This is a genomic window from uncultured Sphingomonas sp. (assembly GCF_934560975.1).
Lineage (GTDB): Bacteria > Pseudomonadota > Alphaproteobacteria > Sphingomonadales > Sphingomonadaceae > Sphingomonas_I.
In genome coordinates, this window is record NZ_CAKTFO010000018.1 from 1 (window position 1) to 26,332 (window position 26,332).

General features: G+C 67.2%; 24 protein-coding genes and 2 pseudogenes. 11 read left to right on the top strand and 15 right to left on the bottom strand.

Annotation, left to right across the window (positions count from 1 at the left end):
- Positions 1–220: pseudogene (locus Q0D93_RS11255) on the top strand (chemotaxis protein); the annotation flags it as partial.
- A 101-nt stretch (positions 221–321) separates the two neighbouring features.
- On the opposite strand, the gene Q0D93_RS11260 reads toward Q0D93_RS11255, so the two are convergent.
- The gene (locus tag Q0D93_RS11260; RefSeq protein WP_294394192.1) at positions 322–756 is read right to left on the bottom strand and encodes a pyridoxamine 5'-phosphate oxidase family protein; all 435 of its coding nucleotides are present in this window, start codon (positions 754–756) and stop codon (positions 322–324) included.
- A 106-nt stretch (positions 757–862) separates the two neighbouring features.
- Between Q0D93_RS11260 and Q0D93_RS11265 the strand changes: the two genes are divergently transcribed.
- Both Q0D93_RS11265 and dapE read left to right on the top strand, forming a co-directional pair.
- Positions 863–1,135 (top strand): hypothetical protein, encoded by a 273-nt coding sequence (locus tag Q0D93_RS11265; RefSeq protein WP_294394195.1) that lies wholly within the window; start codon positions 863–865, stop codon positions 1,133–1,135.
- A 60-nt stretch (positions 1,136–1,195) separates the two neighbouring features.
- Positions 1,196–2,332 carry a succinyl-diaminopimelate desuccinylase gene (gene dapE / locus Q0D93_RS11270; protein ID WP_294394199.1) on the top strand — a complete coding sequence of 379 codons (1,137 nt, stop codon included), beginning with the start codon at positions 1,196–1,198 and terminating at the stop codon, positions 2,330–2,332.
- On the opposite strand, the gene Q0D93_RS11275 is transcribed toward dapE, so the two are convergent.
- The 3 genes from Q0D93_RS11275 to Q0D93_RS11285 form a co-directional block, all read right to left on the bottom strand.
- Positions 2,298–2,768 carry a Smr/MutS family protein gene (locus Q0D93_RS11275; RefSeq protein WP_294394202.1) on the bottom strand — a complete coding sequence of 157 codons (471 nt, stop codon included), beginning with the start codon at positions 2,766–2,768 and terminating at the stop codon, positions 2,298–2,300. The two genes, dapE and Q0D93_RS11275, sit on opposite strands and share 35 nt — an antisense overlap.
- Before the next feature lie 67 nt (positions 2,769–2,835).
- Positions 2,836–4,080 (bottom strand): MltA domain-containing protein, encoded by a 1,245-nt coding sequence (locus Q0D93_RS11280; protein ID WP_294394205.1) that lies wholly within the window; start codon positions 4,078–4,080, stop codon positions 2,836–2,838.
- Between the two features lie 6 nt (positions 4,081–4,086).
- Positions 4,087–4,731, bottom strand: coding sequence for a Tim44/TimA family putative adaptor protein (locus tag Q0D93_RS11285; RefSeq protein ID WP_294394208.1), 645 nt, complete (start codon positions 4,729–4,731; stop codon positions 4,087–4,089).
- 224 nt (positions 4,732–4,955) lie between these two features.
- Between Q0D93_RS11285 and secB the strand changes: the two genes are divergently transcribed.
- The 5 genes from secB to Q0D93_RS11310 all read left to right on the top strand — a co-directional run bounded on the left by secB (position 4,956) and on the right by Q0D93_RS11310 (position 9,955).
- Positions 4,956–5,465 carry a protein-export chaperone SecB gene (gene secB / locus Q0D93_RS11290; protein WP_294394211.1) on the top strand — a complete coding sequence of 170 codons (510 nt, stop codon included), beginning with the start codon at positions 4,956–4,958 and terminating at the stop codon, positions 5,463–5,465.
- Between the two features lie 151 nt (positions 5,466–5,616).
- Positions 5,617–7,230 (top strand): murein biosynthesis integral membrane protein MurJ, encoded by a 1,614-nt coding sequence (gene murJ, locus Q0D93_RS11295; RefSeq protein ID WP_294394214.1) that lies wholly within the window; start codon positions 5,617–5,619, stop codon positions 7,228–7,230.
- 31 nt (positions 7,231–7,261) lie between these two features.
- Complete coding sequence (gene trpS / locus Q0D93_RS11300; protein ID WP_294394216.1) at positions 7,262–8,263, top strand: tryptophan--tRNA ligase; 1,002 nt, start codon at positions 7,262–7,264, stop codon at positions 8,261–8,263.
- 118 nt (positions 8,264–8,381) lie between these two features.
- Positions 8,382–9,101 carry a DUF4136 domain-containing protein gene (locus tag Q0D93_RS11305; protein ID WP_294394219.1) on the top strand — a complete coding sequence of 240 codons (720 nt, stop codon included), beginning with the start codon at positions 8,382–8,384 and terminating at the stop codon, positions 9,099–9,101.
- Between the two features lie 41 nt (positions 9,102–9,142).
- On the top strand, positions 9,143–9,955 hold the full coding sequence (locus Q0D93_RS11310; protein ID WP_294394223.1) for an RNA methyltransferase: 813 nt from the start codon (positions 9,143–9,145) through the stop codon (positions 9,953–9,955).
- Between the two features lie 237 nt (positions 9,956–10,192).
- On the opposite strand, the gene Q0D93_RS11315 is transcribed toward Q0D93_RS11310, so the two are convergent.
- The 10 genes and pseudogenes from Q0D93_RS11315 to Q0D93_RS11360 all read right to left on the bottom strand — a co-directional run bounded on the left by Q0D93_RS11315 (position 10,193) and on the right by Q0D93_RS11360 (position 22,720).
- Positions 10,193–10,843 (bottom strand): hypothetical protein, encoded by a 651-nt coding sequence (locus tag Q0D93_RS11315; protein ID WP_294394226.1) that lies wholly within the window; start codon positions 10,841–10,843, stop codon positions 10,193–10,195.
- Positions 10,844–11,046: 203 nt separating this feature from the next.
- Positions 11,047–12,441: a dihydrolipoyl dehydrogenase gene (gene lpdA / locus Q0D93_RS11320; RefSeq protein ID WP_294394228.1), complete on the bottom strand. Its 1,395-nt coding sequence runs from the start codon at positions 12,439–12,441 to the stop codon at positions 11,047–11,049.
- Positions 12,442–12,536: 95 nt separating this feature from the next.
- A pseudogene (locus Q0D93_RS11325) lies at positions 12,537–12,801 on the bottom strand (GIY-YIG nuclease family protein).
- A 69-nt stretch (positions 12,802–12,870) separates the two neighbouring features.
- A complete protein-coding gene (gene odhB, locus Q0D93_RS11330) occupies positions 12,871–14,169 on the bottom strand; it encodes a 2-oxoglutarate dehydrogenase complex dihydrolipoyllysine-residue succinyltransferase (protein WP_294394231.1) in 1,299 nt (432 codons plus the stop codon).
- Positions 14,170–14,178: 9 nt separating this feature from the next.
- A complete protein-coding gene (locus Q0D93_RS11335; protein WP_294394234.1) occupies positions 14,179–17,091 on the bottom strand; it encodes a 2-oxoglutarate dehydrogenase E1 component in 2,913 nt (970 codons plus the stop codon).
- An 83-nt stretch (positions 17,092–17,174) separates the two neighbouring features.
- On the bottom strand, positions 17,175–18,059 hold the full coding sequence (gene sucD / locus Q0D93_RS11340) for a succinate--CoA ligase subunit alpha (RefSeq protein ID WP_294394237.1): 885 nt from the start codon (positions 18,057–18,059) through the stop codon (positions 17,175–17,177).
- Between the two features lie 39 nt (positions 18,060–18,098).
- Complete coding sequence (mdh, locus tag Q0D93_RS11345; protein ID WP_294394239.1) at positions 18,099–19,061, bottom strand: malate dehydrogenase; 963 nt, start codon at positions 19,059–19,061, stop codon at positions 18,099–18,101.
- A 141-nt stretch (positions 19,062–19,202) separates the two neighbouring features.
- Complete coding sequence (locus Q0D93_RS11350; RefSeq protein WP_294394242.1) at positions 19,203–20,732, bottom strand: O-antigen ligase family protein; 1,530 nt, start codon at positions 20,730–20,732, stop codon at positions 19,203–19,205.
- 72 nt (positions 20,733–20,804) lie between these two features.
- On the bottom strand, positions 20,805–21,914 hold the full coding sequence (gene zapE, locus Q0D93_RS11355) for a cell division protein ZapE (RefSeq protein ID WP_294394245.1): 1,110 nt from the start codon (positions 21,912–21,914) through the stop codon (positions 20,805–20,807).
- A 20-nt stretch (positions 21,915–21,934) separates the two neighbouring features.
- Positions 21,935–22,720: a succinate dehydrogenase iron-sulfur subunit gene (locus tag Q0D93_RS11360; protein ID WP_294394249.1), complete on the bottom strand. Its 786-nt coding sequence runs from the start codon at positions 22,718–22,720 to the stop codon at positions 21,935–21,937.
- A gap of 129 nt (positions 22,721–22,849) precedes the next feature.
- Here Q0D93_RS11360 and gatC point away from each other — a divergent pair, with 129 nt between their 5' ends.
- From gatC to Q0D93_RS11375, 3 genes are all read left to right on the top strand, one after another.
- On the top strand, positions 22,850–23,137 hold the full coding sequence (gene gatC, locus Q0D93_RS11365; protein ID WP_294394252.1) for an Asp-tRNA(Asn)/Glu-tRNA(Gln) amidotransferase subunit GatC: 288 nt from the start codon (positions 22,850–22,852) through the stop codon (positions 23,135–23,137).
- Positions 23,137–24,618, top strand: coding sequence for an Asp-tRNA(Asn)/Glu-tRNA(Gln) amidotransferase subunit GatA (gene gatA / locus Q0D93_RS11370; protein WP_294394254.1), 1,482 nt, complete (start codon positions 23,137–23,139; stop codon positions 24,616–24,618). The genes gatC and gatA overlap by 1 nt, the downstream gene beginning before the upstream one ends.
- Before the next feature lie 177 nt (positions 24,619–24,795).
- On the top strand, positions 24,796–25,629 hold the full coding sequence (locus Q0D93_RS11375; protein WP_294394256.1) for a 2OG-Fe(II) oxygenase: 834 nt from the start codon (positions 24,796–24,798) through the stop codon (positions 25,627–25,629).
- A gap of 104 nt (positions 25,630–25,733) precedes the next feature.
- On the opposite strand, the gene Q0D93_RS11380 is transcribed toward Q0D93_RS11375, so the two are convergent.
- On the bottom strand, positions 25,734–26,327 hold the full coding sequence (locus Q0D93_RS11380; RefSeq protein ID WP_294394258.1) for a transferase: 594 nt from the start codon (positions 26,325–26,327) through the stop codon (positions 25,734–25,736).
- Between the last annotated feature and the right edge of the window lie 5 nt (positions 26,328–26,332).

Here is a 26,332-nt window from a genome sequence, read left to right on the forward strand (position 1 = left end):
GGAGACGCAGGCGCAGACCGTCACCATGATCACCGCCGCCGTGGACGAGACCGCCCTGGCGGCAGACGCCATGTCCTTCACCATTGCCGCGATCCGCACCGATACGGAGCAGGTCGCGCGCGATATCGACCAGCTGGAAACCGGCTTCCGCTCGGTCGACGAGCAGTTGGGGCGGCTGGAAACCACGACCGGGGCGTTCGTGGATCGGTTCGCCGCCTGAGCCCCGAAAGTTCAAGGGCGGGAGAGTTTCAGGGCGGGGGCCCGGGCGCGCGGTCGCCGGACCGGAACCGGCGATCGCGCTTTCCCGCCAGTGGGCTGGGCTTAGAGGGCGATCTCGCCCTCGTCCTCGCCGTCCCAATAATGGACGCGGGCCGCGCGGGCGTGGATCATCACCAGACCGGGCGTGTCGATCCCGTCTGAAAACCAGCGGTCGAGATCGGGGGTCCAATGCTCGGCGAAACGGCCCTTGTCGCGGAACAGGTCGGCCTTGCCCTCGATCGCGACGAAGAAGGGGCGCTGGCCGAGGATGCCCGACTTGCCATGGAAGCTGAGGCCGATGTTGGGATCGGCCGTGATGTCCTGCACCATCAGCGTATCGTCGGTGGTGAAGTAATAGGAGTCGCCCTGATAATCGACCTGGCGATTGTTGCTCATCGGACGGCTGCCGAGCGCGCCGCCCTTGGTCTTGGTGGTCAGCATCGTGAAGTCGATGTCGCGCATCTTCTCCGACAAATCGGCAAGGGTCTTGTCGGCCATGATCGTCTCCTTTTCAGTTCGGGCCACGAACGCCCTGCCGCAGTGATGTGTCCACCCTGCACCGCTCGGGGCCGCTCGTGCGTTGGGCGGGCAGAGGAGACGCAGGATGAGTGACAAGCAGCCGATGCAGGCGTCGGGCCAGGACGATCAGGCCGGAACGGACGGTGTAAGCGACACCGGCACCCATGCGCGCGGCAATTCCGGCGAAAGCGGCGGTGGGGCCTATCCCAACCCGCATAGCGGCAAGTCGGACCATCCGGGCGAAGGCTTTACCGGCCATGGCGGACAGACCGAGATCGCCTATCACGGCACCGGCCAGCTTGGTGACACGCCGGTCGGCGACGACAAGAACCCCAATTCCGCGACCAAGGACGATTGACGCGATTGCCCGGTCGTTGCGGCTAGGCAAGATCGGGCGCCCCCGCTAGGCGGCGCGGCCATGTCCTTCGATCCGCTCGACCTTGCCCAGGCGCTGATCGCCTGCCCCAGCGTCACCCCCGCCGATGGTGGCGCCCAGGCGGTGCTGGCCGACGCGCTCGCCGCGCAAGGCTTCACCGTGCACCGTTTCTCCGACGGCGGGCCACCGCACGGGCCGGTCGAGAACCTGTTCGCGGTGCGGGGATCGGGCGGGCCATTTCTGGCCTTTGCCGGGCATACCGACGTGGTGCCGCCGGGCGAGGGCTGGACCGGCGGCGCGTTCGTGCCGGAGGTGCGCGACGGCCTGCTCTACGGCCGGGGCGCGGTGGACATGAAGGGCGCGATCGCCGCCTTTGTCGCCGCCGCCGCGCAACAGGCGGCGCATGGCGGCACGCTGGGCCTGATCATCACCGGCGACGAGGAAGGGCCGGCGACCCACGGCACGGTGGCGCTGATCGAGTGGATGCAGGCGCACGATTACCATCCCGACATGGTGCTGGTGGGCGAGCCGACCTCCGCCGCGCGGCTGGGCGACACGATCAAGGTCGGTCGGCGCGGATCGGTCAATATGTGGATCACGGTGCCGGGGACGCAGGGGCATGTCGCCTATCCGCACCTGGCGGACAATCCGGTGCCGGCGCTCGCCCGCATCGTCCACCGGCTCTCGGCGCTGGCGCTGGACGAGGGCAATGCCTGGTTCCAGCCTTCCAACCTGGAGGTAACGGACGTGTCCACCGGCAATGCCGCGACCAACGTCATTCCGGGCGCGGCGCGGGCGCGGCTGAACATCCGCTTCAACGACCTGCAGCGGGGCGCGGACCTGATCGAAGAGGTGCGCGGGATCGTGGCGGAGGAGGCACCGCAGGCGACGGTGGAGGCAGCCATTTCCGGCGAGGCGTTCCTGACCGAGCCGGGCGCGCTGTCCACCCTGATTGGTGATGCCATCGCCGCCGTGACAGGGCTGACCCCGGACCTGTCCACCACCGGCGGCACATCCGACGCGCGCTTCCTGTCGAAGATTGCGCCCGCGGTCGAGTTCGGGCTGCTCAACGCCACCATGCACAAGCTGGACGAGGCGGTAGGGGTGGCGGACCTTTACGCGCTGACCGACATCTACGCGCGGATCATCGCGGCGGCGCTTCCTCGCGACGGCGCCTGAGGATCAGGTAGAGCGCGCCCGATCCGCCATGGCGCGGATGGGCGACGCGCACCGCCGCGATCCGGGCACGGTGGGAGGATACGGACAGCCATTCGCCGATGCTGGCGCGAATCAGGCCACGTCGGGCCTCGCTGGCGCGCGGCGGCTTGCCGGTGACCACCAGCAGCACGCGCACATCGTCAGCCACCGCCCGCGACAGCGCCGTCTCCAGCGCGTGATGCGCGCTGGCCAGGGTATGGCCGTGCAGGTCGATCGTGCGATCAGGCGCGATGCTGCCGCGCCGCAGCCGCCGGTCCCATCCGCCGTCCAGCGTATCCGCAGGCTGGCTCTTGGAGACGGGAACCGGCCGGGCCGGACGCAGCGCATCGGCGCGCGAGGGTGTTCGGGTAAGGGATGGCGTCGCACCGTCGCCCGAAACCTTGAGCGTGGGCGCCATCGGCTCCGCCTTGCGGCCAGGGAGAGGAGTGACCGTGGACGCGACACGCGACCACAGCGCCCGCTCCTCAGCGTCGAGCCGGCGTCCCACCGGTCAGCCCCGCCTGATTGAGCCGCCCCAGGGTGCCGCGCGGCACCAGGATCGCCGCCTGCCCCTTGGCCGACATGCCGCCCGCTGTGATGCGCGCCATCACGCCCGCGCCCCAGAAGGTATCGACCCGGTTCGCGCCCTTGATCGCCCCGCCCGTATCCTGCGCCACCCACAGGCCGGTCGCCTCCGGCCGATCGGCCGACAGCCAGATGGGCGCGCCGAGCGGAATATATTTCGGATCGGCGGCGACGCTGACATGGCCGGTTACTGCTACGCCCAGCGCACCCAGCGGGCCGGCCCCGGTCAGTTCGTGAAAGAAGACGTAGCTCTTGTTCGCTTCCAGCAACGGGCGCAGCTCATCCGGGTGATCGCGCATATATTGCATGATCCCCTGCATGGAGGTGGCATAGCCCGTCTTGCCGCCGATCAGCCCCTTGTCGCGCATCAGCCGGCCGACGCCGACATATTCGCGCCCGTTCTGGCCGTCATAACCGATCCGCAGCACGCCGCCATCGGGCAGGATCAGCCGGCCCGAACCCTGGATCTGGAGAAAGAAGAACTCCACGGGATCCCTGGCATAGCCGATTTCCAGCCCCTTGCCGTCCAGCACGCCGGCGTCGATCGCCGCGCGGTCGTGGTAAAGGACGTAGCGGCCATTTTCGTCGACACGGCCCTTGCCTTTGCGCCTGGTGACGGGATCGGCGTCCAGCAGATCGGGCGGGCGGCGATAGACGGGGACGGCATAATCATCCGTCTTTTCGCGCGAGCCTTCGATTTCCGGCTCGTAATAGCCGGTCGCGAACAATGCGCCGCCGCCGACGATCACCGTCTCGAAATGGGTGCGGAAGAAGCCGATCGGGTCCACCTGGCCGGTGGCGGCGGCGGTGCAGGCGGGCTGCCAGTCAGCCGGGCGGGTCAGGCCGCTCACGTCCGTGCGGCGGGTGACCGCCTTGCACGACAGGCGAAACGCATCCAGCGCGGCGCGTGCCGCCTCGGGCGACAGGTCGAACGACTCGACCGCAGGTCCGGCAAACACCCCTGCCTCCACCGCGCGGGTCGGCGGGGGTGGAGGCGGCGGCGTTGCCGGCTTGGGCGGGGTTGGCGCGGGCGTGGACACCGGCGGGCGCGCCGAATGGGGACGCTCGCGCGGATGGGACGAACAGGCGGCGAGCGTCAGCGCGACGAACAGCGTGGCCGCGCCACGCACGAAAGCGATACGCATCTGCGGTCAGGCCGCTTCGTCGGTCTCGGTCAGCATCCAGTTCGGATCCGGCGACTTCACCGCGCGGCTGAAGGTCCAGACGTCGTGGGTCGGGATCGCGTCGGTGGTTGAGCCGGCGACCACATTGCCGTCACGGTCGCGGGTCACGGCCGCAACGTCCGCGTCGAAGCGGATGCGGATATGCGCCGTCTGCCCCTCGATCCGCGCATCCTCGATCTCGGCCTGTTCGACCGCCACCAGGCGATTGTCGAGCGTCTCGCCCGCCGCCTCGCGCTGGGTGATGGCGTGGCTGAAGGCATCGGCCACCTCGCCGTCCACCAGCTTGGCCAGGCTTTCGCGATCGCCGCGCCAGAAAGCTTCCAGGATCATGCCGTAGGCCGAGCGCGCGCCATCCACGAAGCGTTGCGCGTCGAACGACGGATCGGCCGATGCGATCGTGCGCAGGCCGGCGGCGGCGGCCGGCGCGGTGGCGGGCACCTGGCCCACGGCAGGCGCAGGATCGCTGCCGACCAGCGGCACGGCGCGGGGGGCGACCGGCCGTTCGACCGGCTTGGCCAGCGGCTGCTCATGCCCCGTGCGGCTGCCGAGAACACTCCACAGCCGAAGCGCCACGAAGACGAACACCAGCGCAAGGACAACGATCGTGGTCACCAGACCTCCACACCTCTACTCGGCGACCTACATAGGGACGCCGCCGCCGATCTGCAAACCACCCATCACGGCTGCCATGCTAGACGCGGCGGAGGTATTCCCGGTTCCACGTCCCCCGGGCCGAGCCGGTGTTCCGCATTGCCCTCCCCCGGCCGCTTTGCTACCGGCGGCCCCTGCCGGGCGGCCGCGCCCGGCCCCTCCACACATTCAGGATCGATCATCCCATGGCCGAGAACGACACCGCCGCAGCGCCTGCCGATTTCCAGCTCAACGGCGAAGACACGCTGCCGCAGATTGGCATGATCGCGCAGTATGTGAAAGATCTCTCGTTCGAGAATCCCAACGCGCCGGCCGTGTTCCAGAGCCAGGTCCAGCCGCAGATCGAGGTGCAGTTCAACATCAGCGTCAACAACAATGGCGAGGATGTGAGCGAGGTCGCGATGAAGATCGAGGTGCGCGCCGTCGCCGACAGCCACACCGTGTTCGCGATCGAACTGGTCTATGCCGGCCTGTTCGGCGCGCGCAACGTGTCGATGGAGCAGCTGCACCCGTTCCTCTACGCCGAAGCGCCGCGTCTGATGTTCCCGTTCGCGCGCCGGATCATTTCGGACATGACCCGCGATGGCGGCTTTCCGCCGCTGCTGCTGGATCCGGTCGACTTCGCCAGCATGTACATGGCGCAGACCCAGCAGGCGGCGCAGCTCGCCGAGAGCGAGCCGGCCGGTCAGGCGTAAGGCCGCATGATCGCGCGGAGTCCCGGTTCTGGCCGGGGCCGGGGGTGTCCGGCGGGCCGCGTCCCCGGGACGAGGCTTTGCCCGGCAGCCCCGCCCGCGCGGCCATGATCCGCCGTCGCCGCCGCGCCGCTTCCGCGATCCGGGCGTTACCGTGAACCTTCTCCGCTCGCTCGGCTCCGTCGGGGGCATGACGCTGGCCAGCCGCGTGCTGGCACTGGTGCGCGACACGTTGCAGGCCAGCTATGTCGGCGCGGGCTTCGCGTCCGATGCCTTCTATGTCGCCTTTCGCCTGCCCAACATGTTTCGCGCCCTGTTCGCGGAAGGGGCGTTCGCCGCCGCCTTCATCCCGATGTTCAACCAGAAGGTAGGCAAGGACGGCAATATCGATCCGGGCCTGCGCTTCGCCGAACAGGCGCTGGCGGTGCTGTTCCCGATCCTGGTGGCGATGACCGTGGTTATGATCGCGGGCGCGTGGCCGGTCACCTGGGCGCTGGCCGGCGGATTTTCGCGCCAGCAGCCGACGTCGTCGCAATTCGCCTATGCGGTGCTGCTGTCGCGCATCACCATCCCCTACCTGCTGCTGATCAGCGTGGCGTCGCTGCTGGGGGGCATCCTCAATTCGCTCGGGCGCTTCTGGGTCAATGCGGCGGCGCCGATCCTGCTCAACATCTCCATGGTCGGCGCGCTGCTGCTGTTCCACGGGGCCGATCCCTATGCCACCGCGCGGGCGCAGGCGATCGCGGTCACGGTGGGCGGGGCGCTGCAACTCGGCTGGCTGATGCTGGCTTGCCGCCAAGCGGGCGTGAGCCTGAAGCTGCGGCGGCCACGGCTGAGCGACGATGTGCGGCAGCTGATGCGGCTGATCCTGCCCGCCGCGACCGGGGCCGGCGCGGCGCAGATCAACCTCGCCATCTCCACCGCACTGGCCGGTGGCCTGCTTGCCGCCGGATCGATCTCCGCGATCAACTATGCCGACCGCCTCAACCAGCTGCCGCTGGGCCTGATCGGCATCGGGCTGGGGACCGTGCTGCTGCCTACCGTCTCGCGCATGCTGGCGAACGGGCAGGAGCAGGAGGCGATGGACACGCAGAATCGCGGGCTGGAACTGGCGCTGTTCCTGACCCTGCCCGCCACCGTCGCCTTCATCTTCGCGGCGGAGCCGATCGTGCGCGGCATATTCCAGCATGGCGCGTTCGGCCCGGCCGACACCACCCGCGTCGCCTGGGCGCTGAGCGCCTTCTCGCTCGGCCTGCCCTCCTACGTGCTGGTCAAGGTGCTGACCCCCGGCTTCTACGCGCGCGGCGATACGCGGACGCCGGTGCGCTATGCCCTGCTCTCCGTTGGCGTGAACCTGCTCGGCAATTTCGCCCTGATCCCGACCTTGGGCCATGTCGGACCGCCGCTCGCCACCGCTTTGTCGTCCACCATCAACGTGGCGATGCTGTACCGCACGCTGCGCCAGCGCGGCCATTTCGAGGTGGATGCGCAGCTCCGCCGGCGGGTGCCGCGCCTGTTGGCGGCGGCGTTGATCATGGGCGGGGCCCTGTACCTGCTCGGACCGCTGGCCGACCCCTATCTGGTGCGCGGCCTGCCGGTGCGGGCGCTGGCCCTGTCGATCCTCTGCGGCGGCGGTGCTGCGGTCTATGCCCTGGCGAGCTTCCTGACCCGCGCCTTCGTGCTGGACGACATCCGCCTGCTGCTGCGCCGGCGGGCGCGGAGCAGCGCGGCGACGCCTGCCATCACGCCGGACACAACCCTCCCTTGACGTAAAGCGGGCGCTGACCGACAGGCCAGCCATGCGCACCGTCTCCGGCATCCAGCCCACCGGCAACCTCCACCTCGGCAATTATCTCGGCGCGATCCGCAACTGGGTGCGGATGCAGGACGCGATGGGGGCGGACGGGGGCGAATGCTTCTTCTTCCTGGCCGACCTCCATGCCATCAGCCTGTATCAGGAGCCGGCCGCGCTCCGGCGCAGCATCCGCGAGATGGCGGCGGCGCTGATCGCCGCCGGGGTGGACCCCGCCCGCTCCACCCTGTTCCGCCAGCGCGACGTGGGCGCGCACAGCGAATTGGCGTGGTTGCTCAACGGGGTCGCGCGGGTCGGCTGGCTCAACCGGATGACCCAGTTCAAGGACAAGTCCGGCAAGAATCGCGAGGGCGCCAGCGTCGCGCTCTACACCTATCCCGTGCTGCAGGCGGCGGACGTGCTGCTCTATCAGGCGACGCACGTGCCGGTGGGCGAGGACCAGAAGCAGCATCTGGAGCTGGCGCGCGACATCGCGACCAAGTTCAACACCGATTACGCGACCGAGCTGTTCACCCTGCCTGAGCCGATCATTCCGCCGGCGGCCGCGCGCATCATGTCGCTGCGTGACGGATCGGCCAAGATGTCCAAGTCCGACCCGTCGGACATGAGCCGCATCAACCTGACCGACGATCCCGACCTGATCGCGCAGAAGGTGAAGAAGGCCAAGACCGATCCCGAGCCGCTGCCCGCCGATCCGGCCGAGCTGGCGGCGCGTCCGGAGGCACGCAACCTGGTCGGCATCTATGCCGCGCTGGCGGACGAGAGCGTGGGCGATACGCTCGCCCGCTTCACCGGACAGGGTTTCGGCGCGTTCAAGCCGGCCTTGGCCGAGCTGATGGTGGAAACGTTGCGGCCGATCGGCCAGCGGATCGCCGCCCTTACCGCCGATCCGGCGGAGCTGGACCGGCTGCTGGCGGCGGGCGCGGAGCGGGCGCGGGCGGTGGCGGCGCCGACGCTGGCCAGTGCCTATGCAGCGATGGGGCTGTAACCGGGCCGACAAATAGCCAAGCAGGCGGCCAGGCAACTCAACGCACGGGAGAAACGTTCAATCGCGGTTCAGTCGCGTTCGTCCAATGACGGTCGTTCGCTCTTACGGGACATAACGAATGTCGCTCCGTCGCAAGTTCCTGTCCGTCGCCGCCCCGGCCGCATTGCTGCTCGTCAGCGCCTGCGCCTCGTCGTTCCGCGCGGATGTTTCGCGTTTTCAGATGATGCCCCCGCCGCAGGGGCAGAGCTTCACGGTCGAAGCGGCCGATCCGCGCCTGCAGGGCGGGATCGAGTTCGCCAATTACGCCAATCTGGTGTCCGCGCGCCTGGCGGAACAGGGCTATCGCCCGGCAGAACCGGGGCAGAAGCCGACGCTGGTCGTCTCGGTCGATTACGGCGTCGATGGCGGGCATGAAAAGGTGGTCAGCACGCCGGGCGTCGGGGGTTTCGGCGGCGGCTTTGGGCCTTATGGTGGCGGCGGCTTCTACGGTCGTCCGTGGGGCTATGGCGGGTTCGGCCGGCCGTTCTACGGGCGTGGCTTCTATTATGGCTGGGCCGATCCCTTCTGGTATCAGCCGTTCGGCTATCCCGACGTCCGCAGCTACACATATTATGTCAGCCAGCTGCGGGTGAAGATCGCGCGCGCCGCCGACAACCAGATCCTGTTCGAGGGCAAGGCGCGGGCAAGGTCCACCACCGATTCGCTGCCCTACCTGGTGCCGAACCTGGTGGAAGCGATGTTCACCGGCTTCCCCGGCCGTTCGGGCGAAGACATGCTGATCACGGTGCCGCCGCCCCCCAAGGACGGGCAGGCGCCGGTCAATCGCGGCGGACGCTGAGCCTTCCGTTACGGCTGGCGCGCGGCTAAGCCCCGCGCGCCATGCCGCGTTCCATCACCGCCTTTTCCAATCCGCTGATCAAGCGGGTCCGCGCGCTTCGTGAAAAGCGCCACCGTCGCGAGGAAGGCTTGTTCCTCGCCGAAGGACTTCGCATCCTGGCCGAGGCGGAGGAGACGGGCACCCTGCCCGACTATCTGTTCTTCGCCGCCGACAGCGCCGGCCACCCGATCGTCCGCCGGCTGACGGCCGCGGTGGAGGCGCGCGGCGGCGAGGCGATCGAGACCAGCCGCGATATCCTCCACAAACTGTCCGGCAAGGACAATCCGCAGGTGGTGCTGGGCGTCTATCGCCAGTTCGACACCGGCCTCGCCCGCCTGGATCGGGGTGCGTCCGGCATCTGGCTGGTGGCGCAGGCAATGCGCGATCCCGGCAATCTCGGCACCATGCTGCGCACCGGGGACGCGGTGGGGGCCGGCGGCCTGATCCTGATCGACGACACGGTGGACCCCTTCTCCGTCGAAGCGGTGCGGGCGAGCATGGGCGCGCTGTTCACGCAGCGAATCGCGCAGGCGCGGTGGGAGGAGTTCCTGCCCTGGCTGCGCGGCGGCCCGGGCCAGCTGGTCGGCCTCAGCCTGGAGGCGGCGGAGGATTATCGCGCGCCGCAATATGCCGCCCCCACCTTCCTGATGGTCGGCAACGAAGCGCAGGGCCTGCCGCAGGATTATGCCGCCGCCTGCGACGTGCGGGTCAAGATCCCGATGCTGGGCAAGGCGGACAGCCTCAATGCGGCAATTTCCGTGGCGGTGATGGCCTATCAGGTGCTGGGACAGCAGAGGCCTTTGGCGCGGGGTTAGCGCGGCATGCGGTCAGGGTGCGCACCGCCCGTACTTCTGCGCTCGCAGGAGCACGGGTCGGATTGATCGGACGGTTTAGGCCGGCCCAGGTCGCTGCCGTCAGGGCAGCGGCCGCAAACGCCGACAACGCATCGCCCAGCCTTCTGGGCTCCCGCTTTCGCGGGGGCACGGCGATGGTGTAAGGCGGGAGAGTGAGCCGGGTGGGATTATCCGCCCTGCCCGCCCCTTCCCGTCGCGTCAGCTATCATATTTCGCCTCGCACGCCGCGATCACCGCCGGCGGCTGGCCGAGCTTGGCGGAGGTGGCGAGCGTATGGTCGCTGTTGCGCTTGCGGGCTTCCGGCGAACGCATACCGGCACGGTCCAGCGCAGAGGCGAGGCGGGTGTCCAGCTTGGTGCCCAGCACGCCATAGCGGGTCGCCGCCTCCTGATAGGCCGCACCCTGGCTGCCGAGTGCCTTGCGCATGAAATTGGTGATTGCGTAGCATTGCGCCACGCTTTCCAGCGGATCAACCGGCAGCGCCGGGCTCTTGATCTGTGTCGCGGGATAGGCCGCCTGGCAGCTCGGCCGGAGCGTCTGCCACTTGCCCTTGATGGTCTGATCGAACAGCTTCGGCATGCGCTGAAACACCGCGTCCGCCTTGCCGTTGTCGAACGTCTCGCCCGACGAACCCGCGAGCAGGGCATAATGAAAGATCCGCGCCTGCGCGTCGGCGGGCAGCTCGCCCTTGACGCCGGCCGCCTCGCGCTCGGTCGCGGCGGCGATCACGCCGCAGGTCGCCGCCTGCTCCACCGCATCGCTGGGCAGGGTCACGGTCTTTTCGCCGCATCCGCCCAGCAGGAGGGACGCCGCCAGCACGGGCACAACGGCGCTCGCGATCTTTACCAAACCAGATCTCCAAATCGTTTCGCTTACGTACGGAACGTGCGGAGGGCGGATCGGTTGCCGGTGGTCGCGGGACGGAGTGCCCGGCCCCGCCCGGCGCGGATGCAAACAGGGCTCCCGCGTTCACGGGAACGCGGGAGCCCTGCAATGTCGGCACGACGATTTCAGGTCCCGCGGCTGGACGGTCCAGCCCCGGGATGCCCGGATCACATGTGGATCGGCTTGCCCTGCACCGCCATCGCCGCTTCCTTGATCGCTTCGGAATGCGTCGGGTGGGCGTGACAGGTATAGGCGATGTCCTCGCTGGTCGCGCCGAACTCCATCGCCTGCGCGGCCTGCGCGATCATGGTGCCGGCGACGCTGGCGATGCACCACACGCCCAGCACGCGGTCGCTGTCGGCATCCGCGATCACCTTCACGAAGCCGTCCGGCTCGTGGTTGGTCTTGGCGCGGCTGTTGGCGAGCATCGGGAACTTGCCGACCTTGACCTTGCCGCGCTCCCTGGCCTGTTCCTCGGTCAGGCCCACACCGGCGATTTCGGGCGCGGTGTAGACGACGCCCGGGATCACATCATGGTTCACGATGCCGGTCAGGCCGGCGATATTCTCGGCCACGGCAATGCCCTCATCCTCGGCCTTGTGGGCGAGCATCGGGCCGGGCACCACGTCGCCGATCGCCCAGATGCCGGGCACCTGCGTACCGAAATCATGGTCGATCTCGATCTGGCCACGCTGGTTGAGGGCCAGGCCGGACTTGTCGAGCGCAAGCCCGTCCGTATTGGCGCGGCGGCCGATCGCCACCAGCACCACGTCCGCCTCGATCGTCTCGGCCGCGCCGCCGGCGGCGGGCTCGACCGTCAGCACCGCGCCCCCACCCTGGCGCTCGACCTTGGTCACCTTGGTCGACAGCTTGAACTCGAAGCCCTGCTTCTTGAAGATCTTGTTGGCTTCCTTGCGGACCTCGCCGTCCATGCCGGGCAGGACCTGGTCGAGATATTCGACCACGGTCACCTTGGCACCGAGGCGACGCCACACGGAACCCAGCTCAAGCCCGATCACCCCGCCGCCGATCACCACCAGGTGGCCCGGAACCTTGGGCAATTCCAACGCGCCGGTGGAATCGACGACCACCTGCTGGTCGATCTCGACACCGGGCAGCGGGGTGACGGTGGATCCGGTGGCGATCACGATATTCTTGGCGGTGACGGTACGGTTGCCCACCGCGACCGTGTGCGCGTCCTGGAATGCGGCGCGGCCCTTGAGCCACTCCACCTTGTTCTTCTTGAACAGATATTCGATGCCGCCGGTCAGCTGATTGACCGCATCACGGCGCTGGCCATGCATGGTGTCGAGGTCGAGGCTCATCTGGTCGATCTTGACGCCCAGCTTGGCAAGCGCGCCGCTGGCCGCTTCCTGGAACAGCTCGGACGCATGCAGCATGGCCTTGGACGGGATGCAGCCGACGTTGAGGCAGGTCCCACCCAGCGTCTCGCGCGCTTCGGCGCAGGCAGTCTTGAGCCCCAGCTGCGCCGCCCGGATCGCCGCCACATAACCGCCCGGACCGGCACCGATCACCAGGACGTCGAAATCATAATCAGCCATCATTCCGCTCCACTGTGCTCCTGCGAACGCAGGAGCCTAGGCTTGCACGTGCCGAGCCCCAGCCTGGGCTCCTGCTTTCGCAGGAGCACAGGCCTTTATGCCAGCGTCTCGTACAAATCCGTCCATGACGGGTTGTTGCGCTCGATCAGTTCGAGCTTCCAAGCCCGTTTCCACTTCTTGATCTGCAGTTCGCGCCGGCGGGCGTCCTGCAGATCGTCAAACGCGTCGAACCACACCAGGCTCTTGCACCCATAACGCCTGGGGAAGCCATCCACCAAGGCGTTGCGAATGCTGGTAGGGCCGTGATGGCAGGTTGCCCGTCACGCCGAGGTAGAGCGTTCCATTGCGCCTGCTGGCCATCAGGTAGACCCACCCGGGTTTCATCATGCTTCCGCCACCGCCCCGGCCTGCGCCGGAGCATCGGGGGCATTACAGGTCGATCAGCAGGCGCGTGGGATCCTCGATCGCGTTCTTCAGCGCGACCAGGAAGGTCACCGCCTCGCGGCCGTCGATCAGGCGGTGATCGTAGCTGAGCGCCAGATACATCATCGGGCGGACCACAACCTGGCCGTTGCGGACCACGGGACGCTCCTCGATCCGGTGCAGGCCCAGCACGGCCGACTGCGGCGGGTTGATGATCGGGGTCGACATCAGCGAGCCGAACACGCCACCGTTGGAGATGGTGAAGGTGCCGCCCTTCATCTCGTCCATCTTGAGCGTGCCGTCCTTGGCGCGCTTGCCGAAGTCGCCGATCGTCTTTTCGATGCCGGCGACCGACAGCTGGTCGGCATCGCGGATCACCGGCACGACCAGGCCGTTGGGCGCGGACACCGCGACCGAGATGTCGGCATAATCGTGATAGACGATCTCGTCGCCCTCGATCGAGCCGTTCACGGCCGGGATGTCGCGCAGCGCCTGGCAGGCGGCCTTCACGAAGAAGCCCATGAAGCCGAGGCGCACGCCATGCTTCTTCTCGAACAGGTCCTTATACTTGGCGCGGGCGGCGATCACCTCGCTCATGTCGACGTCGTTGAACGTCGTCAGCATGGCGGCGGTGTTCTGCGCTTCCTTCAGGCGCTTGGCGACGGTCTGGCGGAGGCGCGACATGCGGACGCGCTCCTCCTTGCGGCCGCCCGTGGCGGGCGCGGCCGGAGCCGCGGCTGCGGCGGGTGCGGCCGGGGCAGCGCCGGCAGTGCCGCTCTTGGCGGCGGCGAGCACGTCGTCCTTGGTCAGGCGGCCATCCTTGCCGGTGCCGGCGACCTTGGCCGGATCCAGCCCATGCTCCTGCACCGCGCGGCGCACGGAGGGCGAGAGCGGCTGCGACGTGCCGCCGGTCTGCGGCTCGCCATGGTTGCCGTAGCCGGCCGGCGCCGTCTGCGGCTGGGCCGGCGGCTCGGACGCGGCCGCGGGCTGCGCACGCTCGGCCGCCTCCGCCTTGCCCACGGCAGTACGGTTCTCGACCGCCGGGGTCGCGCTGGTGGAGGCGCTGGCGCCTTCCTGGATGCGGGCGATCACGGCACCGACCTCCACCGTGTCGCCCTCGCCGGCGACATGCTCGGCAAGGACGCCGGCGGTGGGGGCGTTCACCTCCACCGCGACCTTGTCGGTTTCAAGGCTGGCGATCGGCTCGTCCGCCTTCACTGCTTCGCCCGGCTGCTTGAGCCACTGGCCCAAGGTCGCTTCGGTGATCGATTCGCCCAGCGTGGGAACGACGACGTCGGTGGCCATTGGTCTTCCTTATGCTTGCACTTCGTGGCCAAGCGCCTCGGCGACCAGCGCCGCCTGCTGCTTGGCATGGTTCTTCATCAGGCCGGTGGCCGTGGCGGCGGACGCCTTGCGGCCGGCATAGACCGGACGCGACGCCCCCTTGCCCGCCTGCTTCAGCGCGTCTTCGATCAGGCAGTCGACGAAGAACCACGCACCGTTGTTCTTCGGCTCTTCCTGCGCCCACACCACCGTTTCCAGGTTCGGCATGCGACCGAGGCGCGCCACCAGCGCATCCGACGGGAAGGGATAGAGTTGCTCCACCCGGACAATGGTGGTGTTCCTGTCGCCCGCGGCATCGCGCGCCTCGGCCAGGTCGTAGAAGACCTTGCCCGAACACAGCACCAGCCGCTTCACATCGGCATCGGCCGGCGCGTTGGGATCGCTCAGCATCCGGCGGAAATGGCTGTCGCCCAGGAACTCGTCGACCGTCGACACCGCCGCCTTGTGGCGCAGCAGCGACTTCGGCGTCATCATCACCAAAGGCTTGCGGAACTTGCGCAGCATCTGCCGGCGCAGGATGTGGAAGTAGTTGGCGGGCGTGGTGCAATTAGCGACCTGGATATTATCCTCTGCGCACAGCTGCAGATAACGCTCCAGACGGGCCGAGCTATGCTCCGGACCCTGGCCTTCGTAGCCGTGCGGCAGCAGCATCACCAGGCCGTTGGCGCGTAGCCACTTCGCCTCGCCGGCGGCGATGAACTGGTCGATCATCACCTGCGCGCCATTGGCGAAGTCACCGAACTGCGCCTCCCACAGCACCAGGGTATTGGGCGACTGGCCGGCATAGCCATATTCGAAGCCGAGCACGCCGAACTCGCTGAGCGGGGAATCGAGCACCTGGAAACGGCGATCGATTTCCGACAGCGGGAAGTAGCGGTGGCCGTCCTTCTGGTCGGTCCAGGCGGCGTGACGCTGGCTGAACGTGCCGCGACCGACATCCTGGCCCGACAGGCGGACGGGATAGCCGTCCAGCATCAGCGTGCCGAACGCCAGCGCCTCGGCCGTCGCCCAGTCGAAGCCTTCGCCGGTGTCGAACATGGCGCGCTTGGCATCGAGGATGCGGGACAGGGTCTTGTGGACCGTCAGGTCGGCGGGAACGGTGGTCAGGATCTTGGCGACCTGATCCAGCGCGTCGCGCGTGACGCCGCTGGCGGCGGCGCGGCGCTCGGTGATCGGCTCGCGCGGGGCGGCGAGGCCGGCCCATTCGCCTTCGAACCAGTCGGCCTTGTTGGCCTTGTAGCCCTTGCCCGCCTCGAACTCTTCCTCCAGCACGGCGACGAATTCGGCCTCGTTCTGGTCGAGCCAGGCCTGGTCGATCACGCCCTCGCCGATCAGCCGCTCGGCATAGAGACGCGACACGGCCTGATGCTTGCGGATCTCGTCATACATCAACGGCTGGGTGAAGCCGGGCTCGTCGCCTTCATTGTGGCCGAAGCGGCGATAGCACCACATGTCGATCACGACGTCGCGCTTGAACTTCGCGCGAAACTCGGTCGCGACCTTGCAGGCGTAAGTCACCGCCTCGGGATCGTCGCCATTGACGTGCAGGATCGGCGCCTGGACCATCTTGGCGATGTCGGAGCAATAAGGCGACGAGCGCGCGAATTGCGGCGAGGTGGTGAAGCCCACCTGGTTGTTGATCACGAAATGGACCGTGCCGCCGGTGTTGTAGCCGCGCAGGCCCGAAAAGCCGAAACACTCCATGATAACGCCCTGGCCGGCAAAGGCGGCGTCGCCATGGATCAGGATCGGCAGCACCTTGGCCCGCTCATTGTCGTTGAGCGTGGTCTGCTTGGCCCGTGCCTTGCCCAGCACCACCGGGTCCGCCGCCTCAAGGTGCGAAGGGTTGGGCGCGAGGCTGAGGTGGATGCGGTTGCCGTCGAACTCGCGGTCGGTCGAGGTGCCGAGGTGATACTTCACATCGCCCGAACCGCCCACATCCTCCGGGTTGGCGGAACCGCCGGCGAATTCGTGGAAGAGGATCCGGAACGGCTTCTTCATCACGTTGGTCAGCACGTTCAGGCGGCCGCGATGTGCCATGCCGAGCACGACCTGCTCGACACCGGCCTGGCCCGCATATTTCAGCACGGCTTCCAGCGCCGGGATCATGCTTTCGCCGCCGTCGAGACCGAAACGCTTGGTCCCGACATATTTCTTGGCGAGGAACTTCTCCCACTGCTCGGCCTCGACGACCTTGCCGAGGATGGCGCGCTTGCCCTCCGGCGAGAAGCTGATCTCCTTGTCCTTGCCTTCCATCCGGTCCTGCAGGAACGCACGCTCCTCCACGTCCTGGATGTGCATGAACTCCAGCCCGACCTTGCCGCAATAATTCTTGCGGAGGGTGGCGACGATCTCGCGCACCGTGGCCCGCTCGAAGCCGAGCCATCCGCCCAGGAAGATGGGACGGTCCATATCGGCATCGGTGAAGCCATGGAATTCGGGCTTGAGGTCGTCCGGCGTTTCCTGCCGCGCAAGGCCGAGCGGATCGAGGTCGGCGAGCAGGTGCCCGCGCACGCGATAGGTGCGGATCAGGTTCACGGCACGGATCGAGTCGAGCGCGGCAGCGGCGACATCGGCCGCCTGCGGCGCGGGCTTGGCGGCGGCGGGCGTCGCGGCGGCACCCGGCCTGCCGCCCTTGGCCGGCTTCGCTTCCGGCTCCATCTGGGTCGGGTCGAGCCCGGCGGTCAGCGCGTCCGTATCGTGCGGCGGCCAGTTCGGCCGCGCCCAGCTCGGCCCGCTGACCGTCGCTTCCAGTGCCTGGAAATAGGTGCGCCAATCCGCCTCGACCGACTGCGGATCGGCGCGGTATCGCCGGTACAGCGCCTCCGCGAAGGAGGGACTCACACCCTCCAGCCCGTCGAAGCCCTGTCCCTCGATACCCATGTGTCGTCCTTTTATCACTTCACCGCCGAACAAGGCGGCGTGTCGCGCCTCACCCGATCAGGTGAGCGCGACCCGTCACTGAATCAACCCTTGAGCACGGCCGCGAGGGTCGTGCCGAGTTCGGATGGGGAAGCCGCAACCTTGATGCCGGCTTCTTCCATCGCCGCAATCTTGTCCTCGGCGCCGCCCTGACCGCCGGACACGATCGCGCCGGCATGGCCCATGCGGCGGCCCGGAGGCGCCGTGCGGCCCGCGATGAAGCCGGCCATCGGCTTCTTGCGGCCGCGCTTCGCCTCGTCCTTCAGGAACTGCGCCGCCTCTTCCTCGGCCGAGCCGCCGATTTCGCCAATCATGATGATCGACTGGGTCGCGTCATCGGCCAGGAAGAGTTCCAGCACGTCGATGAAGTTGGTGCCGTTGACCGGATCGCCGCCGATACCGACGGCCGTGGTCTGGCCCAGGCCCTCGTTGGTGGTCTGGAACACCGCCTCGTAGGTGAGCGTGCCGGAGCGCGAGACGACGCCGACCGAACCCTTGGAGAAGATGTTGCCCGGCATGATGCCGATCTTGCACTCGCCCGGTGTCAGCACGCCCGGGCAGTTCGGGCCGATCAGGCGGCTCTTGGAACCTGTCAGCGCCCGCTTCACCCGTACCATGTCGAGCACCGGAATGCCTTCGGTGATCGCGACGATCAGCGGCACTTCGGCGTCGATCGCCTCCAGGATCGAATCGGCGGCGAAGGGCGGCGGAACGTAGATGACGCTGGCGTCGGCGCCGGTCCGGGCCACCGCTTCGTGGACCGTGTCGAACACGGGCAGGCCGATATGGGTCTGCCCGCCCTTGCCCGGCGTGACGCCGCCGACGACCTTGGTGCCGTAGGCGATCGCCTGCTCGGAATGGAAGGTGCCCTGCTGGCCGGTGAAGCCCTGGGTGATGACCTTCGTGTTTGCGTTAACCAGGATCGACATGCGTGGTCAGCGTCCTTCGTGTGCGTAAGTAACGGCCGATCAGGCCAGGGTTTGGTCGATGCCCTTGCAGGCGACCAGCAGTTCCTTGACCGCGTCCACCGACACCTGAAGGTTCTGCTTGGCCTCGTCGTCCAGCGCGACCTCGACGATCTGCTCGACGCCGCCGGCACCGATTACCACCGGCACGCCGACATAAAGGCCGTCAAGGCCATATTGACCTTCGACATAGGCGGCGCAGGGCAGGATCCGCTTCTGGTCGCTCAGATAGGCTTCGGCCATCGCGATGCCGCTGGTCGCGGGCGCATAGAAGGCCGAGCCGGTCTTGAGCAGGGCCACGATCTCGCCGCCGCCGCCGCGCGTGCGCTTGACGATCGCGTCGATCCGCTCCTGCGTGGACTTGCCCATCTTGATCAGGTCGGGAACGGGGATGCCGTTCACGGTCGAATATTGGACCACGGGCACCATCGTGTCGCCATGGCCGCCGAGCACGAACGTGTTCACGTCCTTGACCGACACCTGGAACTCGTCGGCCAGGAAGTGGCTGAAGCGCGCCGAATCCAGCACGCCCGCCATGCCGACCACCTTGTGGTGCGGCAGGCCGGAAAATTCGCGCAGCGCCCACACCATCGCGTCGAGCGGGTTGGTGATGCAGATCACGAATGCGTCGGGTGCGTGGGCCTTGATGCCCTCGCCCACCGACTTCATCACCTTCAGGTTGATGCCGAGCAGGTCGTCACGGCTCATGCCCGGCTTGCGCGGCACGCCGGCGGTGACGATGATCACGTCCGCGCCGGCAATGTCGGCATAATCGTTGGTGCCGGTGATCTTGGCGTCGAAGCCCTCGACCGGGCCGCATTGCGACAGGTCGAGCGCCTTGCCCTGGGGAATACCCTCGGCGATGTCGAACAGGACGATGTCGCCCAATTCCTTCTTCGCGGCGAGATGCGCCAGCGTACCGCCGATATTGCCCGCGCCGATCAGCGCGATCTTCTTCCGAGCCATGCGACTCCCTTCAAGGTCCAGTGCGCGTAGAAAGCGGTCGCAAGGACGCAACCGCGAAAGCTGCGGGGGCCGCTTAGACCCATGCGGCCGGGGGTTCAACCGGCGAATCGGTGTGTTTTTGTGAACGTTGGCCGGCCGCGCTCATGCGAGCGCCGGCGACCCGCGATGACGCGTGGGGGCGGAGGCCGGATCGCCCTGCCCCTGGCGCGCCGCCGTGCGCTGCCTCCGATGGACGGTATAGATCAAGCGGGACGCGGCCAGCATCAGCGCAATCAGGAACGGCATGCGGTCGATCAAGCTCATGAACGAAATCTGGAACAGCAGCATGACGATCCCCGCCAGCACAAAGGCGCGCAGACGGATCACCTCCGGATCGCGCAGCCCCCTGAACCCGGTCACCAGCCGCGCGAGAACGAGCCCCGCGACCCCCAAGAAGCAGGCCAGTCCGACCAGGCCCGAAATCAGGTAGATGGTGAGATAGGTATTCACCATGTCGACGATGTGCTGACCCTGGGTGATGTCCTGCAGGCGGTCGATCACATCGCTCAATCGCGCACCGAATATCGGGTGCTTGGCCCCCTCCTCCAGACCGCGCGAAAGCAGCAGCTCGCGATAATCATAATATTCGCCGGGCAGTGCCTCGTTCTGCGCGAACATCCCGGACAGGAAACCGCTGTGCTTCGCCAGCAGCATGGCGACACCCCCGATCACCCCGGCCGCGATCACCACGCCGATGGCCCGCCCCCCCTTGCCGCGCGCCAGCATGAACACGCCCACGCCCAGCACCAACCCCACCAGATTGCCGCGCGACTGCGTTGCCAGCAATCCGACGAAGGTCAGGGCCAAGGCGCATTGCCATTGCCAGCGCGTACCGAGCAGCGACCGCGACGACAGCACCGCCACGATCCCGATCAGCAGGAAGCAACCCAGGTTCAGCGGTCCGCTCATCGACACCGCCGCGCGCAACAGATCGCCACGCTTCATGCTGTACGCCGATATGCCGCCCCTCACGGACAATCCGTTGAGGACGGGAGAGTAGAAGGACCAGCCAAGCGTGGCTTCGACCACCGCCAAACCGGCCAGCAGCCCTGCGACAACAGCCACGCAGCCGAACAGCAACCGCGCCTCCTGCGCGGACCGGACATTCTGCCGCAGGAGCACATAAATGAACCCTATCCCCAGCAATTGCCCCAGCCCATTGCGCAGGAACACGGTGGAGGACGAGAAACGGTCCGCGGCAATCCAGAACAACGCGATGAGGATGACGACCAGCGCATCTTCCGGCGCGAAACCGCGAGGCTTGGCCAGCCTGGGCGCGGGGTACATCAGCAGGCTGACCGCCAAGGCCATCGACAGAACGAAGATGACGGAAATGTCCAGCAGGTAGGTCGATCCCGCCTGGATGGGCAGGCTGAGGCTGGGTGCAAGCAGCACCATCATCACGTAGCGGCATACCGCATCGACCCGGTTGCGCACCGTTGCCACGAAGATCACGAACGCGGCGGCATCGAACAGCACCAGCGAGGGCAAGATGAAGCCGCACAGCATGGTCAGGGCGTAGCCCGCGTAGAAGCGCCCCCCGATGTAGCGGCGCAGTTCGTCGCGGGCGCTCCAGTAGATCGCTCCATAAATCGCGCTGAACACGATCATCAGCATCAGGAAGATCTTCACGGCGTCGCTCCGCAACAGGGGACAATAAGCAAATGGGGCCCGGCAGCACCGGAGCACGACCGGCAGGATCGGCTAGGCCGCGCCGTGCCCCTCGGCGAGATAGTCCGCCGACTGCATTTCCATCAATCGGGAAACGGTGCGCTCAAACTCGAATGCGCCGTCGCCAGCCGGATAGAGCGCCTCGGGCGCGGCGGCCGCGGCGGCGATCAGCTTGACCTTGTGTTCGTACAAAGCATCGATCAGCACCTTGAAGCGCGCGGCCTGGTCGCGCAACTCCGGACCCATGACCGGAATGCCGACGAGGATCACCGTGTGGAAGGCGCGCGCGATCGCCAGGTAATCGGCGGCGCCACGCGGCTCCCCACATAACCGCTTGAACGAGAACACCCCGACACCCTTCAAGGCCTTGGGCACGTGCAGGGATCGTCCAGCGACGGTCAGCGCGCAGGAGGGGACATGCGCGCGATCGTCGGGCGGATAGTCGGTCAGGCGGAAAAAGGCCGCGCTGACCGCCGCCGTGGCCGCATCGCCCAGCGGCGCATACCAGGTCGGCGCACCGGCCAGACGTTGCAGGCGATAGTCGGTCGGCCCGTCCAGCGTCATCACGTCCAGCCGCTGCTCGATCAGGTCGATGAAGGGCAGGAACAGCCCGCGATTGATCCCGTCCTTGTAGAGATCGCGCGGTGGCCGGTTGGAGGTGGTGACGATCGTGGTGCCGTGATCCATGATCGCGGTAAACAGGCGGCTCATGATGGCGGCGTCGGCGGTGTTGTTGACCACCATCTCGTCAAACGCCAGCACCCGCGCCTCGGCGGCGATGGCTGCGGCGACTGGCATGACCGGATCGCCCTGCTCCTTGGCCCGCTCCGTGCGCAGGCGGTCATGCATTTCCAGCATGAATTCGTGGAAGTGGACCCGCCGCTTGGGCCGGATGTGGACGCAGTCGTAGAGCAGGTCCATCAGCATGGACTTGCCACGCCCCACCCCGCCCCACAGGTACACGCCACGCACCGGCTCCGGCTTGCGGCGCAGCAGCCGCCACAGCACGGTGCCCCTGCCCGGCTGGTCCTCCAGCTCGTGCGCCAGGCGATCGAGCCGTTCCGCCACCTTGCGCTGGGCGGCGTCCGGCTTCAGCTCGCCGGCCGCAACCAGCCGATCGTAACGGGCAAGGGGGGTGGGCACCGGATCAGCAGGTCACAGGATCAGAGCTGGCGCTCCATCTCCATCTTCTTAACCTCGGCGATCGCCTTGGCCGGCGACAGTCCCTTGGGGCAGACGTTGGCGCAGTTCATGATGGTGTGGCAGCGATACAGGCGGAACGGATCCTCCAGCTCGTCCAGCCGCTCGCCCGTCATCTCGTCGCGGCTGTCGGCGAGCCAGCGATAGGCCTGGAGCAGGATGGCCGGGCCCAGGAACTTGTCGCTGTTCCACCAATAGCTGGGGCAGGAGGTCGAGCAGCAGGCGCACAGGATGCACTCGTAGAGGCCGTCCAGCTTGGCGCGATCCTCCGGCAACTGCAGCCGTTCCTTGGCGGACGGCGCGGGCGACACCGTCTGCAGCCACGGCTTGATGGAGGAATATTGCGCGTAGAAATGCGTGAAGTCGGGCACCAGGTCCTTGATCACGTCCATGTGCGGCAGCGGCGTGATCCGCACCTCGCCCTTCACATCTTCGATCGCGGTGGTGCAGGCGAGGCCGTTGCGCCCATCGATGTTCATCGAGCAGGACCCGCAAATGCCTTCGCGGCAGGAGCGGCGGAAGGTCAGCGTAGAATCCAGCTCGTTCTTGATCTTCAGCAGCGCGTCCAGCACCATCGGGCCGGTCTGGTCCAGGTCCAGCTCGAACCGGTCGTAGCGGGGATTTTCGCCGCTGTCGGGATCGTAGCGGTAGATCTTGAAGGCGCGCTTGCGGCTGGCGTCGGCGGACGCCTTGATATCCTTCCCCTTGCCCGTGATCTTGCTCTTCTTGTCGGGAAAGAAATCCGCCATCGATCAAATACCTCCGCCGCGGCTGATAGGCGCAAGCGTGCAGGTGCGAAAGCCCCAAATGCCTCAAATACCCCGCCCCAGCCTGCCGGGCCATTGCGGGGGCGGCCCACGGCTGCTAGCCGCGCCCCCATGTCAGTCGATGCCGCGCAGGTCCGCAAGATCGCCAGCCTCGCCCGCATCGCCGTCACGGACGGCGAGGTCGAGGCGATGACGGGCGAACTCAACAACATTCTCGACTGGGTCGAACAATTGGCCCAGGTCGATACCACGGGGGTGGAGCCGCTGGCGGCGGTGATCCCCAATCATCTTCGCCTGCGCGAGGACGTGATCGACGATGGCGGCATCCGCGACGCGGTGCTCGCCAACGCCCCCCAGGCTGAACATGGCTTCTTTGCCGTGCCCAAGGTGATCGAATAGTGAGCGACCTGACCGATCTTGGCATTGCGGACATCCGCGACGGTTTCCGCGAAGGCGACTTCACCGCGCGCGAAGTGGCGGAGGCGTTCAACGCCGCCGTCGCCGCCGCCAGGCCGCTGAACGCCTTCATCGTCGAAACGCCGGAACATGCGCTCGCCGCGGCCGATGCCGCCGACCAGGAACGTAGCGAGGGTTCGGCGCGGCCGCTGTCGGGCGTGCCGCTCGGCATCAAGGACCTGTTCTGCACCGACGGCGTCCAGACCACGGCGGCCAGCCACATGCTGGAGGGCTTCGTGCCCACCTATGAATCGACGGTAACGGAACGACTGTTCCTGGCCGGCGCGGGCATGTTGGGCAAACTCAACCTCGACCAGTTCGCGATGGGATCGTCCAACGAGACGAGCTATTTCGGCAACGTCGTTTCTCCGTGGCGGCGCAACGACGGCGGCAATGCCCCGCTCGCCCCCGGCGGGTCGTCGGGCGGCAGTTCGTCGGCGGTGGCGGCGCGGATCGCACCGGGCGCGACCGGCACCGACACCGGCGGATCGATCCGCCAGCCCGCCGCCTTTACCGGCATTTCGGGCATCAAGCCGACCTATGGCCGCTGCTCCCGCTGGGGCACGATCGCCTTCGCCTCCAGCCTGGACCAGGCCGGGGCGATGGCGCGCGACGTGCGCGACTGCGCGATCATGCTGGAAGCGATGAGCGGCTTCGATCCCAGAGACGCCACCAGCCTGGATCTGCCCGTGCCGGCGTGGGAGGAAAACCTGTCCGCCGACCTGCGTGGCAAGACGGTGGGCATCCCCCGCGAATATCGCGTCGACAACATGCCGCGCGAGATCGAGGCCCTGTGGGAACGCGGCATCCAGCTGGTGAAGGATGCCGGCGCCAATGTGGTCGACGTGTCGCTGCCGCATACCAAATACGCGCTGCCGACCTATTACATCATCGCACCGGCTGAGGCGTCCTCCAACCTCGCCCGTTATGACGGCGTGCGCTACGGCCTCCGCGACCTGCCCGATGGCGCCAACCTGCAGGAGATGTATGCCGCGACCCGCGCCGAGGGCTTCGGGCCGGAGGTGAAGCGCCGCATCATGATCGGCACCTATGTGCTGTCGGCCGGCTTCTACGACGCCTATTTCACCCAGGCGCAGAAGGTGCGTTCGCTGATCGTGCGCGACTTCGCACAGGCGTTCGAGACGTGCGACGTGCTGCTGACCCCGACCGCGCCGTCGGCCGCCTTCGCGCTGGGCGAAAAGGCGGACGATCCGCTGGCCATGTACCTGAACGACGTCTTCACCGTGCCGAGTTCGCTTGCCGGCCTGCCCGCCATGTCGGTGCCGGGCGGTCTCGACCAGGCCGGCCTGCCATTGGGCCTGCAGATCATCGGCCGCCCCCTGGACGAACAAGGCGTGCTGAACGCGGCCTTGGCGATCGAGGAACGCGCGGGGTTCAGCGCACGTCCGGGCAAGTGGTGGTGAACATAAGCATCATGCTTCTGTAATCTAGGCTACTAAACTACGTGTAAAACTTTCGGGTTTTAGCTTCAACGGCGTAATGGGCCCCAATATCGGGATGGACCTGGCAATATTCGCATTCTAGTGCCGGCACGACAGGATGGAGGCATGCCGTCGTGCCAGTGGCATGAAGAGGGTGTGATGATGCCGATATTGGATCTGGTCGAAACCGACGGTTTCCTGCATTTCAATCGCGATCAATGTGTCGCCGCCGGGAAGGCGCGCGCGGAGGCCTATCAGTCCGCGCAGCCGTTTCCGCACATCGTCATGGACGATTTCGTGTCGTCGGATCGGTTGCGGGAGATCGTTGACACCTTTCCAGATCGGGAAGGCCGCAATTATTTCGACCGCGCGCAGGAACGACTGAAATATCAGTTCGACCCCAATACGGTGCAGAGTCGCCAGGTCCGCAACCTGCTGGCTGAACTTAATGGCGAACCGTTTCTGGCGTTCCTGAGCGAGATGACGGGGATTGAGGGGCTGATTTCCGACCCGTATTACGCCGGCGGCGGCCTGCACGAGACCTTGTCGGGCGGGCACCTCAGCATCCATGCCGACTTCAACATGCATAGCCGGATGAATGTGGAGCGGCGGCTCAACCTGCTCATCTACCTCAACGACGACTGGCCGGAGTCCTATGGCGGCCGGCTCGAACTGTGGGACAAGAAGATGCGCGCCGCGGCGACGTCGATCCTACCGGTGATGGGACGTGCCGTGGTGTTCAACACCACGTTGCAGAGCTTCCACGGTCAGCCCTCGCCGCTCACCTGCCCGCCGGATCGCTCACGCAGGTCGATCGCTACCTATTACTACACCGCGCTGCCGGCGCAGGTGGCCCCGCCCAAGCGGACCACCACCTTCCAGACGCGCCCCGGGACCGGGGACCGGACGGACTGGAAGATCAAATACCACCATTTCGTGCAGGACTGGGTCCCGCCCCGCCTGCAGAAACATGCGCGCCGGCTGATGGGCTAATCGGAAGCACCGGCCGGGCAAGAGGATGCTGCATTAGTTGCAAAGAGCAACTGCTACCCCCTTGCCCAGCGTATTGCCCGCCTGGCGCTGAAGCAGGCGCAGGGTCAGTGCGTCCGAAGCCGGACATTCGGCTTCGGAACGGTAACGATGCTATTCGGCGAGACATCTTGCGCCAGCACCACATTGGCGCCGATCACGCTCCCGGCACCGACGACGACCGGCCCGACGATCACGGATCCGGCATTGATCTGGCAATTGGGGCCGATCACCGGCTTCATCCAGCGCGGATCGCCATGGCGGCGGACGCCCATGGTCGTGTTCTGGCGGATATGGACGTCGTCGCCGATCGCCAGCGCGCCCAGTTGCATCCCGCCCTGGTGCCAGAGGCGGACGCGCCGGCCGACCTGCGTCGTATATTTCAGGTCGATGCCGCACAGCCACTGCACGATCTTCGCGCCCATCCGGTACAGGAGCGAGCAGGCGCCACGGAGCAGGCGGTTGCGGATGCCCATGCGCCAATTTCCGAAGCGATGCACGGCGATAGCCCACAAACCCTGCGCGAACAGGTCGCGCTCATGCGTGTCATAATCCTCGCGCAGCAGCTGACGCAGGGTCATGCCGGGCGGGTTGAGGTTGAGGCGGCCGAGCATCCGGTCGCTGTCCGGCTGCACCGCCGGATCCGGCGACGGATGGACCATGATCG

Excerpts from the sequence above, each read along its gene's own strand:
- Q0D93_RS11260 (WP_294394192.1), bottom strand. The coding sequence starts at position 756 with ATGGCCGACAAGACCCTTGCCGATTTGTCGGAGAAGATGCGCGACATC.
- Q0D93_RS11265 (WP_294394195.1), top strand. The coding sequence starts at position 863 with ATGAGTGACAAGCAGCCGATGCAGGCGTCGGGCCAGGACGATCAGGCC.
- dapE (WP_294394199.1), top strand. The coding sequence starts at position 1,196 with ATGTCCTTCGATCCGCTCGACCTTGCCCAGGCGCTGATCGCCTGCCCC.
- Q0D93_RS11275 (WP_294394202.1), bottom strand. The coding sequence starts at position 2,768 with ATGGCGCCCACGCTCAAGGTTTCGGGCGACGGTGCGACGCCATCCCTT.
- Q0D93_RS11280 (WP_294394205.1), bottom strand. The coding sequence starts at position 4,080 with ATGCGTATCGCTTTCGTGCGTGGCGCGGCCACGCTGTTCGTCGCGCTG.
- secB (WP_294394211.1), top strand. The coding sequence starts at position 4,956 with ATGGCCGAGAACGACACCGCCGCAGCGCCTGCCGATTTCCAGCTCAAC.
- trpS (WP_294394216.1), top strand. The coding sequence starts at position 7,262 with ATGCGCACCGTCTCCGGCATCCAGCCCACCGGCAACCTCCACCTCGGC.
- Q0D93_RS11305 (WP_294394219.1), top strand. The coding sequence starts at position 8,382 with ATGTCGCTCCGTCGCAAGTTCCTGTCCGTCGCCGCCCCGGCCGCATTG.
- Q0D93_RS11310 (WP_294394223.1), top strand. The coding sequence starts at position 9,143 with ATGCCGCGTTCCATCACCGCCTTTTCCAATCCGCTGATCAAGCGGGTC.
- lpdA (WP_294394228.1), bottom strand. The coding sequence starts at position 12,441 with ATGGCTGATTATGATTTCGACGTCCTGGTGATCGGTGCCGGTCCGGGC.
- odhB (WP_294394231.1), bottom strand. The coding sequence starts at position 14,169 with ATGGCCACCGACGTCGTCGTTCCCACGCTGGGCGAATCGATCACCGAA.
- Q0D93_RS11335 (WP_294394234.1), bottom strand. The coding sequence starts at position 17,091 with ATGGGTATCGAGGGACAGGGCTTCGACGGGCTGGAGGGTGTGAGTCCC.
- sucD (WP_294394237.1), bottom strand. The coding sequence starts at position 18,059 with ATGTCGATCCTGGTTAACGCAAACACGAAGGTCATCACCCAGGGCTTC.
- mdh (WP_294394239.1), bottom strand. The coding sequence starts at position 19,061 with ATGGCTCGGAAGAAGATCGCGCTGATCGGCGCGGGCAATATCGGCGGT.
- Q0D93_RS11360 (WP_294394249.1), bottom strand. The coding sequence starts at position 22,720 with ATGGCGGATTTCTTTCCCGACAAGAAGAGCAAGATCACGGGCAAGGGG.
- gatC (WP_294394252.1), top strand. The coding sequence starts at position 22,850 with ATGTCAGTCGATGCCGCGCAGGTCCGCAAGATCGCCAGCCTCGCCCGC.
- Q0D93_RS11375 (WP_294394256.1), top strand. The coding sequence starts at position 24,796 with ATGATGCCGATATTGGATCTGGTCGAAACCGACGGTTTCCTGCATTTC.
- Q0D93_RS11380 (WP_294394258.1), bottom strand. The coding sequence starts at position 26,327 with ATGGTCCATCCGTCGCCGGATCCGGCGGTGCAGCCGGACAGCGACCGG.